Annotated in this window: 13 protein-coding genes; 6 read left to right on the top strand and 7 right to left on the bottom strand. The window is 37.0% G+C overall.

Translation table 11 applies throughout. The features are described 5' to 3' along the window. Nucleotides 1-135: 135 nt before the first annotated feature. The 3 genes from D0817_RS22020 to pyrH form a co-directional block, all read right to left on the bottom strand. Entirely contained in the window at nt 136-2631 is a 2496-nt protein-coding gene (locus D0817_RS22020) for a DUF5686 family protein (protein ID WP_127340505.1), read from the bottom strand. A gap of 118 nt (nt 2632-2749) precedes the next feature. Beyond that, nucleotides 2750-3313 (bottom strand): ribosome recycling factor, encoded by a 564-nt coding sequence (frr, locus tag D0817_RS22015; RefSeq protein ID WP_127340504.1) that lies wholly within the window; start codon nt 3311-3313, stop codon nt 2750-2752. 144 nt (nt 3314-3457) lie between these two features. Then, entirely contained in the window at nt 3458-4165 is a 708-nt protein-coding gene (pyrH, locus tag D0817_RS22010) for a UMP kinase (protein WP_127340530.1), read from the bottom strand. Nucleotides 4166-4357: 192 nt separating this feature from the next. On the opposite strand from pyrH, the gene D0817_RS22005 reads away from it, so the two are divergent. After that, nucleotides 4358-4975, top strand: a complete 618-nt coding sequence (locus tag D0817_RS22005) for a thioredoxin family protein (RefSeq protein WP_127340503.1) — start codon at nt 4358-4360, stop codon at nt 4973-4975. 479 nt (nt 4976-5454) lie between these two features. Here the strand turns inward: D0817_RS22005 and truB are convergent, their stop codons facing one another. From truB to D0817_RS21985, 4 genes are all read right to left on the bottom strand, one after another. Continuing rightward, nucleotides 5455-6144 carry a tRNA pseudouridine(55) synthase TruB gene (gene truB / locus D0817_RS22000; RefSeq protein WP_127340502.1) on the bottom strand — a complete coding sequence of 230 codons (690 nt, stop codon included), beginning with the start codon at nt 6142-6144 and terminating at the stop codon, nt 5455-5457. After that, entirely contained in the window at nt 6144-6941 is a 798-nt protein-coding gene (locus tag D0817_RS21995; RefSeq protein WP_127340501.1) for an undecaprenyl-diphosphate phosphatase, read from the bottom strand. Before D0817_RS21995 ends, truB begins: the two co-directional genes overlap by 1 nt. A 99-nt stretch (nt 6942-7040) precedes the next feature. Further along, on the bottom strand, nt 7041-7289 hold the full coding sequence (locus tag D0817_RS21990) for a DUF3098 domain-containing protein (RefSeq protein ID WP_127340500.1): 249 nt from the start codon (nt 7287-7289) through the stop codon (nt 7041-7043). An 82-nt stretch (nt 7290-7371) separates the two neighbouring features. Then, a complete protein-coding gene (locus D0817_RS21985) occupies nt 7372-8247 on the bottom strand; it encodes a cell division protein FtsX (RefSeq protein WP_127340499.1) in 876 nt (291 codons plus the stop codon). A gap of 582 nt (nt 8248-8829) precedes the next feature. Between D0817_RS21985 and leuS the strand changes: the two genes are divergently transcribed. The 5 genes from leuS (at nt 8830) to D0817_RS21960 (ending at nt 14771) form a co-directional block, all read left to right on the top strand. Then, entirely contained in the window at nt 8830-11748 is a 2919-nt protein-coding gene (gene leuS, locus D0817_RS21980) for a leucine--tRNA ligase (protein WP_127340498.1), read from the top strand. A 273-nt stretch (nt 11749-12021) separates the two neighbouring features. Further along, nucleotides 12022-12873, top strand: a complete 852-nt coding sequence (locus D0817_RS21975) for an alpha/beta fold hydrolase (RefSeq protein WP_127340497.1) — start codon at nt 12022-12024, stop codon at nt 12871-12873. Continuing rightward, nucleotides 12873-13343 (top strand): RNA polymerase sigma factor, encoded by a 471-nt coding sequence (locus D0817_RS21970; RefSeq protein ID WP_127340496.1) that lies wholly within the window; start codon nt 12873-12875, stop codon nt 13341-13343. Before D0817_RS21975 ends, D0817_RS21970 begins: the two co-directional genes overlap by 1 nt. Beyond that, complete coding sequence (locus D0817_RS21965) at nt 13333-13923, top strand: hypothetical protein (RefSeq protein ID WP_127340495.1); 591 nt, start codon at nt 13333-13335, stop codon at nt 13921-13923. Before D0817_RS21970 ends, D0817_RS21965 begins: the two co-directional genes overlap by 11 nt. Before the next feature lie 161 nt (nt 13924-14084). Continuing rightward, complete coding sequence (locus tag D0817_RS21960) at nt 14085-14771, top strand: zinc metallopeptidase (protein ID WP_167470966.1); 687 nt, start codon at nt 14085-14087, stop codon at nt 14769-14771. The last annotated feature ends 103 nt before the right edge of the window (nt 14772-14874 follow it).

Here is a 14874-nt window from a genome sequence, read left to right as displayed (position 1 = left end):
TTTTGTGTATTAGCGTTTCTTTTTACGCTGTGTCATTTCGACGAAAGGAGAAATCGCATCCTCTAAATCCACACAGCTAAAGTTGGAATTTGGAATTTATGCCGAGGCTTCGAGATTAGAATTTGGGATTTAACTCTAAAGTCCCAAATCAAGCACATAAGAAATCTTAACAGCAATATTATCATCAAATCTCGCTAATTGATTAGGGCCATATCTGTAAAATCCGCCTAAACCAATTCCTTTGTAGATTTTGTTTAATTCGATTCCGGATTCAAAATAACCTTTGTCCAGTGTTTTGTACGCCGGTCCGACATGTTGCTGTGGGTTTTCCATATTTCCCCAGGCCATCCTGGTGACTAATACCAGTGACGGGCGGACTTTTCTCATGATTTTAATACGGTCAAAACCATGTTTGATCTGAAACATAACATATTCATTCGAGAAAAACTCATTAAAAAACATAGTTTCAAAACTGTTTCGTCCCGAAAAGGTAATACGCTGAACAATGGTCTCTTTTGTCAGGTTATTCGGAGCCGTATTGTAGAGATGTGTAATTGGAACATCTCCAAAAGCATATCCTCCCTGCAGCAGTAAACTTGTTTTCTGGCGATTGAGATATTGTTTTTCATATTCTGCTTTAAAATCGATTTTACCAAAGTTAAAATCGTTTTCCAACACATTCGGCAGGGATTGTGTGTACTGGAAAGTAAATCTCGGAAACCTTTTGTCAGATTCGTTTCTGCCGGTTGGCGTTTGCATGAATTCGCTAAAGGGCGCCCAGACTACAGATAACATCGCCGTGGTCATAATATAACTAGAATACAATCTTCCGTTGAGGTTAAAGAGATAATCAAATTTGGGTTCGATTAAGTTTCTCGATACTTCTAAAACGGCTTCGGTCTTCGGAATAATTTTCGATTGCACATTGGCTCTCCATCCCGTATATTGATAAAAAGTACTAATATTGATCGGACGCGGATCGTAAATTTTAAATACACGCTTGTCAACGGCAAAAACGGTACTTGCAATTTCCCGTACATCATCCATATAATAAGCATTAAGCCAGGTGTTGGTACTTTTGTCCAGTAAAACGCCGGCGCCGGTACTGTATTTAAAAGCACCGTCTTTCGTTCCGTAAGCTGTATACGCTTCAATGCGGAAATCTTTAGAGAAACGATCATTCGTAATACCGCCAAGACCCAGTCGGAAACCTTCGTAATTATTGTAACTGATGATTTTCTTCAGGTCAAGATCAACCGGGCCGACCGGATAGAAACCATTAATGATTTTACGGCCAATTCCAAGGCGCTTTTCCACTCTTTTTTTGATCGAAAGGCTGTCCAGTAGCAAATACGTTTTCTGGCCTCTTAAATCCAGGTTTTCTTTTCGGTAGCCTTCCCAGAAAGTTTCCGGTTTTTTGTTGGCATCTTCTTTAATCTCTATATAAAGTGCCGGATTTTTGATCGGAGGATTGGTATTGTAATGTATGTCGAAGTTGTTGCTTTCGGAAAGTAAATACGTAAAGTCCGACGCTACCTTTTTTCTAGGCTCGAAACTTTCTTCCGCATCGGCATCAAACTGAATCGTTCCGCCCAGAATCTTAATGTCCTCCTCGTTTTTACCCTTTACAATTTTAAAAGTGGTATTGCTTTGAAACCATATTTTTTCATTCGGAGCATATTCAAACTCATGAATACCGCTAATGTCCAAAACACCTTTGATGCGCATGACCGCTTTGGCAACAGCAAAATTCTCCTGATCGATATATAAAACACCTTCTAATCCGGATGTTTTTCTTTTTAGCTTGTTTTTGAAATAAATCATGTAGGTCTCGCGGCCTTTTATGTTTACCGTATCAAGCAGTTTGTAATTATAATCTTTAAAGGCATTGTTTGAAATCGGACTTTCATATTTGGTTTCCAGTAATTCGTATTTATTATCGTAAATCGAAATAGATTGTAAATTGAAGGCAATAATCTCATAAACAGGCTGTTTGAAACCGGCCATTTTTGTGCCCAGAACAGTCTCTTTGAGTTTGTTGTTTCCAAATTGATATTGCGATACTTTTTCAGTCTGAAATAAATGCTGCCTGCTGATGATTTCCTTGAATTTATAATCGGAAGAATCAATATTGATTTTCTTTTTGTCTAAATCTTTATACACTGCTGAAGAGTCAATACGGCCGTCTATAGAATCAGGATTGGCGGTAACAATAAGTTTGTTGTAGGTTTTGTACTCAAAACTGTTCAGCTTTTTTTGCGGATTATTGGTGTTTTTATTTAAGATTACCTTTCGTAAAATGGCTAAAGCCGGATTTTCACTGGAAACAACAACTTCTTCTAAATCATCTGTTTTCTCGGAAAGTGAAATCGTATAGAATTTTTTGTTTTTTATTACGGTTATGGTTTTGGTTTCAAAACCAACGTAAGAAACCGTGTAATAAGCAAAATCAGCTGGAGCGGTAAAGGTAAATTTACCATCAATATCGGTGATGGCGCTTAAGTTATCTGATGTTTTGATGGTGGCAAACGGAAGCGGTTTGTTGTTCGGGTCATTTACAATTCCGCTTATTTGAAATTGCGCCTGAATGGTCAGCGTGAAAAACAAACTCAGAAAACAAAATAGCTTCATACAGAGGATTCTAGTTTCGAAAATGAAAACAATTAATTTTTGGTACGCAAAAATAAGAATAAAAAAATCCGTCTAGTACAATTTAACTAAACGGATTTTTATTTTGTGTTGAATAAGATTACACTTTCATGATTTCAGCTTCTTTTGCCGCTAATAATTCATCAATTTTTCTAATGTATGTATTCGTTAAGTTCTGAACTTCTTCTTCGGCAGATTTGCAAATGTCCTCAGAAGTGCCTTCTTTTTCTAATTTTTTGATATCCGTATTGGCATCTTTACGTACGTTACGCACACCGATCTTTGCATCTTCAGCTTCAGATTTTGCCTGTTTGGCCAAATCTCTACGGCGCTCTTCTGTCAAAGGCGGAACACTGATAATGATAACGTCTCCGTTATTCATCGGGTTGAAACCAATATTGGCAATCATAATGGCTTTTTCAATAGTCTGCAGCATGTTTTTTTCAAACGGCTGTAAAGTAATTGTTCTCGCATCAGGAACACTGATTTTCGATACCTGCGAAAGTGGTGTTGCAGATCCGTAATAATCTACAAAAACGCTTCCAAGCATAGCCGGAGAAGCTTTTCCTGCGCGAATGTTAAGAAATTCTTTTTCTAAATGCGCTATCGAACCATTCATGGATTCTTCAGTACTATCTAATATAAATTCTATTTCTTCAGTCATTTTTTTTAGATTTTTAGATTTTCAGATGGTTGGATTTTTAGAGTTCTAAAAATTTTGGCATCTAATTTACTAACTAATATGTTTTTTTGTTTTTTGAATATTAAGCAATTATTGAAATCTAAAATTCCAACAATTTTAAGTAGTCTAAATATTTACTACAGTTCCGATGTTGTCACCTTCACAGATTTTCAACAGATTTCCAATTTTGTTCATGTCAAAAACAACGATTGGCAATTTATTTTCCTGGCTTAAGGTGAAAGCGGTGGTGTCCATTACATTTAATCCTTTTTTCAGTACATCATCAAAAGAGATGAAGTCGAATTTTACTGCCGAAGCATTTTTCTCCGGATCAGAATCGTAAACACCATCAACGCGGGTTCCTTTCAGGATTACGTCGGCATTGATTTCGATTCCTCTTAAAACAGCTGCTGTATCGGTCGTAAAATAAGGGTTTCCTGTTCCGGCACCAAAAATTACGATTCTTCCTTTTTCAAGGTGACGGTCTGCTCTTCTTTTGATGTAAGGCTCAGCAATAGATTCCATCTTCAAAGCTGTCTGTAAACGTGTTTTCATTCCTTTGTCTTCCAGCGCACCCTGCAATGCCATTCCGTTAATTACGGTGGCCAGCATTCCCATATAATCGCCTTGTACTCTATCCATACCGGCACTTGCACCTGCAACGCCCCTAAAAATATTTCCTCCTCCGATAACAATAGCAATTTCGACTCCTTTGCTGTGAATTTGCTTAATTTCCTCGGCATATTCGGCTAATCTTTTTGGGTCAATTCCGTATTGTAAATCACCCATTAAGGCCTCGCCACTTAGTTTTAGAAGAATTCTTTTATATTTCATTTGTTGTGTTGCGTTAATTTGTGCAAATATAGACATATTCTGATTTTTAAAAATAATGTTTAGAAAAATAATTTTGATCCGTATGATTTAATTCAGCATTCTTTTTTAAACTCATTTCTCCTTAATATGACAAAAGTCACTTCCGCGTCTTTCTAAAATTTGTATTTTTATGGGATCCTAAATCAATCAAATATGAAAAGTATTGTAGCCAAAGCATTATTCAACAGTTACTCTTATGCTGAGTATCGAAAATTAGTGACCGATTTATTGTCCGAAGGAAAATCTACAGGTGATGTGCAGTCCGAAAGCCTCACGCATTACACCAGCCTGAACGAAGCCCGAATGAATCGTCTCGAGAAAACCATAAAAATTACGGAAGATACCATCGATAAGCTGCAAAAACTGGATAATCATTTTATCTGGCTTGTAATTTCCGAAGGCTGGTGCGGCGATGCGGCACAAATACTTCCGATTCTAAATAAAATGGCCCTGGCTTCTGATAAAAAAGTGGACCTGCGAATTGTTTTGCGGGATGCAAACGATGAATTAATGAGCCAGTACTTAACCAACGGCGGAAGGGCTATTCCTAAAGTGATCGTTATTTGCAAAGAAGCCGGAATTGTCCGTGCCGATTGGGGACCAAGGCCAAAAGGTGCCACTCAGTTAATGGCCGATTATAAAAAGGAGTTTAGAGTAATTGATGATAAAATCAAAACCGATTTGCAATTGTGGTATCTCGCCGATAAAGGAGTTTCCGTTCAGGAAGAATTGCTTGAGATCATGGAGAATATTAAATATAACCGACTGTAATTTTAGAGAATAAAATATTTAAAATCCTTTCAAAATAGGGTAATTCGCTGAAGGCAAGTGTTTTAATTTTAAAAAATGTAGTAAAATATTTTTTTATTCTGTAAGATTGTGTATCTTAGTAAAAGAATCCCACTTCTATTATCTACTTTTTGATTTACTCTAGTATTGGTGTTTATTTAATGTTTAACTATTAAAAACTGCACTATTATGAAAAAGTTATTCGAAAGGTTTTATGACTATTTTTCATCATTCTTGTTTGGAGGAAAAAGCGTTCCTCACTATTAATGACAGAAAACAAGTATGAAGTAACATTACTTAGGAGTTGGCACATTACAATACCCCATTGTGTAATGTGCTTATTTAGGGTCAATTTCAATGAAGATTGCCTTAAAAATTGCTCTTAAAAACTAAATCACAGAAACAACAAAACGTACTGCCGACGCTTTAGAAAAAATAATAAAGTGAATGCGGATTGTTTTTTATTGGAGACTTTGCTCAAACAAAGTAATATCAATGGCGTTTTTCACATCGTAATCTCCAATTTTAGTCCGGCGCAAAACCGTTAAGTGTGAGCCTGAATTCATGGCTTTTCCAAAATCAAAAGCCAAAGAGCGGATGTAAGTCCCTTTACTGCAAACGACTCTGAAATCAATTTCAGGTAATGCAATCCTCGTAATTTCAAACTCGTGAATGGTGGTTTTTCTGCTGGCGATTTCAACAGTTTCTCCGGCACGGGCATGTTCATACAATCGCACACCGTCTTTTTTAATGGCCGAAAAAATGGGTGGTATCTGATCGATTTCCCCTAAAAACTGTTTTACGGTTTCATGTATTAAAGCCTCATCGATATGTTCCGTTGGGAATGTCTCGTCGATCTCAGTCTCTAAATCATAAGATGGAGTAGTAGCACCGATATAAAAAGTGCCTGTATATTCTTTTGCCTGACCCTGCAATTCCGAAATTCTTTTGGTGAATTTTCCGGTACAGATCAATAATAAACCGGTTGCCAAAGGATCTAAAGTTCCGGCGTGCCCAATTTTGAACTTCTTGGGAAGTCCGACTTTATTAATTAAAAGATACTTTAGTTTGTTGACTGCTTGAAACGAACTCCATTTTAGTGGTTTGTCTATCAGTAAAACTTGTCCGTTTAAATATTCTTCAGGCGTCATTATAAGATGGTAAGCGGGTGAATGAAAAAGTGAATCACTAACAAAATGATTCCTGCCAGTATTCGGTAATAACCAAACACCCTGAATCCGTTTTTGGTCAGAAATCCAATGAAAGTTTTTATAGCCAAAAGGGCTACAATAAAAGCAACAACATTTCCAATAATCAAAAAGTTGATTTGGTCGTGCGACAATACGAATCCGTCTTTATAATAATCATAACATTTTTTTACCGTTGCACCCAACATGGTCGGAACGGCCAGAAAGAAGGAGAATTCAGCTGCGGTGGTTCTGGAAAGCTTTTGCGACATACCGCCAACTATACTGGCACCACTTCTTGAAACTCCCGGAATCATGGCGATACATTGAAATAATCCAATTTTAAAAGCCTGCAAATAACTAATCTCCTGAGAAGTTTCGGCCGTGTCAGTTGTGCTGAACCATTCATCCACTTTCAGTAAAATTAAACCGCCAATCAAAAGGGAAACAGCTACTGTCACAGGATTTTCTAATAAGCCGTCTATAAAATCACTTAGCAATAATCCTAAAACTACCGCCGGAATAAAAGCGACTAAAAGTTTAAAGTAAAAATCAAGTGTCTGGAAAAAACGTCTGAAATATAAAACAACCACAGAAAGTATGGCACCAAGCTGGATCACAATTGTGAAAAGTTTAGTAAAATCGTCGTGGGCAATTCCAAAAAAAGAAGAGGCAATAATCATGTGACCAGTTGAAGAAACAGGTAAAAATTCTGTAATTCCTTCAATAATGGCAAGGATAATAGCTTGTAATGTATTCATTTATTTAGATTATTGGATTTTTAGACTTTGAGAATTTAGATTTGTCAGATTTTTTCACAAGGAATCTAACCAATCTAAAATTCTAACAATCTAAGTAGTCTATTTGGATTTTTTGAATATAGAATAAATCGTGATTCCGAAACCAATTAAAACGGTAGTAGGAGCCAATCGGATGCGTCTGAAGCTAAAAACATCTTCGTTGAAAACATTCGGATTATCACTTCCGCCACCCGACATTAAAATAAAACCCAAAGCAATAACCGCAATTCCTATTAAAAGGATTTTATAGTTGATGCCGTCAAAAAGGAATTGTTGTTTGGGCTGTTGTTCTTCTGTATTGTTTTTCATTGTTATTTTTTTGTACCCTGAAAGAAGTCGGGGTTATGTTTACTATTACGAAAATCTAAAATCTGCGATCTAAAATCTAAAATTAATAAAGATCGTCTGTTCTTAAATTCAGGAAACGTTGTGTTGCAAAGTGTGTACTTAACCAGGTAATCAGAATTCCTAAACCTAAAACGGCTAGTAAAACCAATGCGATTAAGAGTTTGTCTTCTAAAATCCCTAATCCAGGGAAATTAGTTTCTACGTAAAGTAAAAGTGCAATCAGGGCTATTATGGCAAGTCCTGCGCCTAAAAGTCCCAGTTTTACACTACGCGTTACGAATGGCTTACGGATAAACGATTTTGTGGCACCAACCATCTGCATGGTTTTGATGATAAAACGATTGGAATGTATCGATAAACGAAGTGAACTATTGATCAGTAAAACAGCTATTACTGTTAGAAAACCACTGATAATAAGAATCCACATACTGACCTTTTTGATATTGTCATTCACCAGATTCACCAATTGTTTGTCGTACACAATATCAGAAATCATAGTGTTTTTACGCAAATTGCTTTCAATTTGTAAAATACTGTCTCTCTCCACATAATCGGCCTTTAAGTGAATGTCATACGAATTCAGCAAAGGGTTTTCTCCAAGGAAGGTCAGGAAGTCTTCTCCAATAATATCGGTATGTTCTTTGGCTGCTTTTTCTTTGGTAACGTAAACAAACGATCTTGCGAAAGGAGCTCTTTTTAATTCGGTGTTGAAAGCTTTTATAACGCTGTCATTGGCTTCATTTTTAAAGAAAACCGTCATGGCGATTTTTTCTTTAAAATCATCAGCCAGTTTTTTGGAATTTATAATGAATAATCCCAGTACTCCCAAAAGGAACAATACCAGAAAAACACTTAATACAACCGAAAAATAAGAGGAAATTAACCTGCGCTTTTGAAATTTATCAAAGTTAGAACTCATAGTTTGCTTAAATTATGTGGTAAAAATAATAAAGAATTTCTTTATTTAAAGTTAATAACGAACTTTTATACTATAAATGTACAATTTGATATTAAATAGTAAAGGTAATTTAACTGTAAAGTTTGCTAAGGTTTTCACAAGGTTCGCAAAGTTAAAAGAGAATAGCCACAAATTAATGAATTTAACCGCAAAGTTCGCAAGGTTTTCGCAGGGTTCGCAAAGTTAAAAGAGAACAGCCACAGATTAATGAATTTAACCGCAAAGCCCGCTAAGGTTTTCGCAGGGTTCGCAAAGTTTAATTTAGATAAAGCCTTGCGGACTTTGCGTTTTGTAAGCATATTACTTAAAAACCTTAGCGTGCCTTGCGGTTAACTACTAAACACTTATTTCCCTTTATAAATTTCAATACTTTCAGGTCAATACGGTTGTTTTTAGTTAATTTGAAAAGGTATTTCATTATTTTATTTGTTTGCCAACGAAATAGCTTTGGTACAATCTGTAATAAATGTAAATTTGCGCTGAATTCACTAAAGTGATAAACCTTAGTACCTTTGTCACTTTGCAACTTTGTACCTTTAAAAAATGAAATACAATCCGAACGAAATAGAAGCCAAATGGCAAAAATATTGGGCAGATCATCAGACTTTTGCAGCCGAAAACAATTCTGAAAAACCAAAACACTACGTACTGGACATGTTTCCGTATCCTTCCGGTGCGGGATTACACGTAGGGCATCCACTGGGCTATATTGCTTCAGATGTGTATTCACGTTTCAAAAGACATCAGGGTTTCAATGTTTTGCATCCAATGGGCTACGACAGTTTCGGATTGCCGGCAGAACAGTATGCGATTCAGACCGGACAGCGTCCCGAAGATACTACGCGTGTAAATATTGACGGAGGAACAGATAAAGAAGGAAAACAAATAGCCGGATACCGAAAACAATTGGATAAAATCGGATTTTCATTTGACTGGAGTCGTGAAGTACGTACTTCAAATCCCGATTATTACAAACATACACAATGGATTTTTATCCAGTTATTTAATTCCTGGTACTGCAAAAAACAAGGGAAAGCCTTTAATATTGAAAGTTTAGTTCAGGTTTTTTCGGAGGAAGGAAATATTCTGATTGAAGCAGTCTGTGATGATAATGTCGCTATTTTTACGGCAGACGAGTGGAATGCGTATTCAGATGACCAAAAGGAAAAAATCTTATTGCAATACAGAATGACGTACCTGGCAGAAACAGAAGTAAACTGGTGTCCCGGTTTAGGAACTGTTTTGGCCAATGACGAAATCGTAAACGGCGTTTCGGAACGTGGCGGTTATCCTGTAATTCGTAAAAAAATGACGCAATGGAGCATGCGTATTTCTGCTTATGCAGAACGTTTGCTGCAAGGCCTTAATGATATTGACTGGAGTGAATCTATAAAAGAATCCCAAAGAAACTGGATTGGAAAATCGGTTGGAGCACTTGTAAAGTTTCAGGTTTCAGGTTTCGAGTCTCACAGCGCTGCGCCAAGTGATGCAGCTTCAAACGTGAAACCTGAAACAGATTTTATTGAAGTTTTCACCACCCGTCCTGATACCATTTTCGGGGTAACTTTTATGACTTTGGCTCCGGAACATGATTTGGTCGCTAAAATTACAACTCCGGAACAAAAAGCTGCGGTTGAAGCGTATATCGAAAAAACAGCAAAACGTTCAGAAAGGGAACGTATGGCTGATGTCAAAACAATTTCAGGCGTATTTACCGGAGCGTATGCAGAACATCCTTTTACAAAACAACCAATTCCGGTCTGGATTGGGGATTACGTTTTGGCGGGTTACGGGACAGGTGCTGTAATGGCGGTTCCTTGCGGAGACGAAAGAGATTATGCTTTTGCTAATTTCTTTAAAGGACAAAACGGAATGCCGGAAATCAAAAATATCTTCGCCAATGTTGATATTTCTGAAGCCGCTTATGGTTCTAAAGATAATGTAGAAATAGCCAATTCGGATTTCTTAAACGGACTAAACTATAAAACGGCTACTAAAGCTGTTATTCAGGAATTAGAAAAAATAGGGCAGGGAGCCGGAAAAACCAATTACCGTTTGCGTGATGCCGTATTTTCACGTCAGCGTTACTGGGGAGAGCCTTTCCCGGTTTATTATGTAAACGGACTTCCAAAAATGATTGACACGCAACATTTGCCGATTATTTTACCGGAAGTAGAGAAATATTTGCCAACCGAAGACGGTCTGCCTCCTTTAGGAAATGCAGCTGTCTGGGCGTGGGATACGAAACAAAATAAAGTGGTCAATACTGATCTTGTTGATCATGTAACGATTTTTCCTCTTGAATTGAACACTATGCCGGGTTGGGCTGGAAGTTCCTGGTACTGGATGCGTTATATGGATGCGCACAATGAAAATGAATTTGCAAGTAAAGAAGCGCTGGCCTATTGGGAAAGTGTCGATTTATATATTGGGGGAAGCGAACACGCTACCGGACACTTATTGTATTCTCGTTTCTGGAATAAATTCTTAAAAGACAAAGGTTTTGCCCCAACCGAAGAACCCTTCAAAAAACTGATCAATCAGGGAATGATTTTGGGAACGAGTGCTTTTGTGTACAGAATTGAAGGAACAAACAGTTTTATTTCTAAAAATAAACTTGGGGATCATAAAGTGCAGCCAATCCATGCTGATGTTTCAATGGTCAATTCTTCTGATGAACTGGATATTGAAAAATTCAAAGCCTGGAGAGAAGATTACGCTGAAGCAGAATTTATCACTGACGAAAACGGAAAATACATTGTAGGCCGTGAGGTTGAAAAAATGTCGAAATCAAAATACAATGTGGTAACCCCGGATGATATTTGTAATGAATACGGAGCCGATACCCTGCGTTTGTACGAAATGTTTTTAGGGCCATTAGAACAGGCTAAGCCCTGGAATACTGCCGGAATTTCGGGAGTTTTCGGGTTCCTTAAAAAATTATGGCGTTTGTACGTGGATGAGAATAACGGTTTAATCGTAAATAACGATGAGCCTACAAAAGACAACCTAAAATCATTACACAAAACCATCAAAAAAGTAGCCGAAGATATTGAGAATTTCTCATTTAATACTTCTGTAAGCCAGTTTATGATTTGTGTGAATGAATTGTCGGCTCAAAACTGTCATTCGCGTGCCATTTTAGAACCTTTGGCTATCGTGATTTCTTCTTATGCGCCGCATATTGCTGAGGAATTGTGGAGTTTGCTAGGGCATAACACCAGTATTTCTACTGTTGCTTTCCCTGTTTTCGAAGCAAAACATCTGGTAGAGAGCAGCAAGGAATATCCGGTTTCTTTTAACGGAAAAATGCGTTTCACGATCGAATTGCCTTTGGATTTAACCGCGGCACAAATCGAAGAAATTATTATGAAAGACGAAAGAACGTTACGTCAGTTAGATGGAAAAACACCAAATAAAGTGATTATTGTTCCCGGAAAGATTATCAATTTGGTTGGTTAACCAAATAAAATCCAATATTTAAAAATTCCAAATTCCAACTTTTGTTGGGGTTTGGGATTTTTTTTGTCTAAAATTTTCACACTTCGAATTCAGAACTTATCGGCTATTTGTTAAATCTATGTTTAATTGTATGCGGGTATTCATCGAATTTGAAAGGCGCACTATATATTTACGCACTTAATTGAAAAAAAAGAGTTGAAGTTTGTAACATTTTGCTTCTTCCGGTATCCAAAAGGCGAATTTGATTCAATAACTATTTAAAATTATCAAAAAATGAAAAAGCATATCTTCTTAGTTGTCGCATTATTGTTTTCAGCCCTGTGTTTCAATGTTTTTGCACAAACAAAATCATATCCGTTTGAGGTTGTTAGATCTGGAAAAGGAAAACAATCCATTTTGTTCATTCCCGGTTTTGCATCTTCAGGAGAAGTCTGGAATGATACAAAAGCCAATTTCGAAAAAAGTTTTACCTGTTATACGTTGACAATGGCTGGTTTTGCCGGAGTACCTCCGCAAGCTAATGCTTCTTTTAAAAATTGGGAAGAGTCAATTGTCACTTATATTACGGATCATAAAATCGTAAAACCAATTATAATCGGACATAGCATGGGCGGCGGCCTGGCCATGGCAATTGCTGCTGATTATCCGGATTTGGCCGATCGAATTGTCGTGGTAGATGCGGTTCCGTGCCTGGCTGCGCTGATGGATCCTTCTTTTAAGACGAAAGAAAATAATGATTGTGCGCCAATGGTTGCTGCAATGATGAGTCTGACCGATCAGGAATTTTATGACAATCAAAAAAAATACCTTCCCAAGCTGACCGCAGATACTACGAAACATGAATTATTATTAGGCTGGAGTACCAAATCAGACCGAAAAACGTTTGGCGAAATGTACTGTGATTTTTCCAATACCGATTTAAGGGATAAGATTGCAGCCGTAAAATGTCCGACATTAGTTTTGCTGGAATCTTATTTTGTGAATCTTAAACCTGCCATCGAAAAGCAATATGAAAAATTAAAACTGGCCAATCTTCAATACGCGACCAAAGGATTACATTTTATTATGTATGACGATAAGGACTTTTATTTTAAACACCTGAACAACTTTATAAAAGTGAAATAATGGAGTTTGAAAATATCTACAAAACCTATTGGGAGCGGATATTCAGACTTTGTATGGGTTTTGTCAATGATCGTGATCTTGCACAGGACCTGGCTCAGGAAACTTTCATTATTGTATGGCAAAAGCTGCATACATTCAGGAACGAATCGGGTATTGGAACCTGGATATTCAGAATTGCTTCCAACAATTGTCTGAGACAGATTGAAAAAGAAAAACGTTTTCCAAAAGCCGAACTCCCATCCCATATTACAGAAGAACAACACTATTCAGTAGAGCCGCAAATTCAGTTTCTGTATCAATGTATTGCCGGGCTTCCGGAAATGGATCGTATTATTATTTCGCTGGAGCTGGAAGAGGTAAAACAGACGGAAATTGCCAAAATTGTCGGCCTTTCAGAAGCGAATGTCAGGGTTAAAATTCATAGAATTAAAGAAAAACTGACTCAAAAATTTAAAGAAAATGGACAATAATATTGACTTTAAGGATTTATGGAAGAAACAAGCCATAAGTCAGCCTGATATTGAGGATTTGCTGGAAAGAGTAAAACAGTTTAAAAAAGCAGGTGTACGTTCCATTTGGAAAACTAATATTTTGCTTGCTGCAACGAGCGCTTTTATGATTTTTGTATGGTATTACTATCAGCCGCAATTTATTTCCACTAAAATCGGAATCATTCTTGGAATTTTAGCCATGGTAATTTATGTAGGTTTTTATAACAGATTATTGGGTATTTATAAAGACAGCGATGCCACCCGCGACAATCACGAATATTTGCAGCAGCTCATTTTGATTAGAAAAAAGCAGCAATTTATACAGTCTGCAATTTTGAGCTGGTATTTTGTTTTACTTATGACCGGGATTTGTCTGTATATGTACGAGTATGCTTCGAGAATGACGGTTTTGTATGCGTTGCTAACGTATGGAATCACGTTGTTGTGGATAGGATTTAACTGGTTTTACCTGCGCCCGAAACAAATTCAAAAACAGAAAGAAAAAATAGATAGTCTTATTAGCAAGTTTGAAGAGGTCAATGAACAATTGAAATCATAAAAAAGAGAGCTTTGTATTGTTTACAAAGCTTTTCTTTTGAAGGACTTTCGATTAATCTGAAATTTTATCAGATTCGAAATGTCATTTTGGCATTATGTTAAATTGGTTCAGAAATTGCTGTTTGTTTCGTAACTTTAAAATTCAATCAAAAAATAAAAAATATGGGAAGTGGATATTTAATTCTTGCCGGAGCCATTATGTTATTCAGCTGGATGGTAAGTTCAAAACTAAAAAGTAAATTCGAATTATATTCTAAGCTCCAATTAAGAAATGGAATGAGTGGTGCTGAGATTGCAGAAAAAATGCTGGCTGATAACGGAATTACGGATGTTCGTGTTATTTCGACTCCGGGACAGCTAACGGACCATTATAATCCGGGTGATAAAACAGTAAATTTAAGTGAAGCCGTTTACAATCATCGCAATGCGGCTGCGGCTGCAGTTGCCGCACACGAATGCGGTCACGCGGTACAGCATTCTATAGGTTACGAATGGCTGACAGTGCGTTCTAAATTAGTGCCAATTGTAAATGTAGCGTCCAGCTACATGCAATGGATCTTATTAGCAGGAATTCTGATGATCCGCACTTTTCCGCAATTGCTGCTAATCGGAATCATTATTTTTGCGGCAACAACCTTGTTTTCTATCATCACTTTGCCGGTGGAATACGATGCCAGTAATCGTGCGCTCGCGTGGCTGGAAAATAAACACATGCTGACACAGGAAGAACAGGCCGGGGCAAAAGATGCTTTAAAATGGGCAGCAAGGACTTATGTTGTAGCGGCCATCGGGTCTATTGCCACGTTGCTGTACTATATCTCGATTTATTCGGGAAGCAGGAGGAATTAATTAGATAATTAGATAATTTGTCAATTAGATCATTTAAACCCGATATGTTTTAAACGTGTCGGGTTTGTTATTTTTAGAATTATCAAATTATCAAATTATCTCA

This window comes from Flavobacterium cupreum, assembly GCF_003996965.1.
GTDB classification, from domain to species: domain Bacteria; phylum Bacteroidota; class Bacteroidia; order Flavobacteriales; family Flavobacteriaceae; genus Flavobacterium; species Flavobacterium cupreum.
Note: the sequence above shows the minus strand (reverse complement) of the source record. Positions and strands in the feature narration are given on the sequence as shown.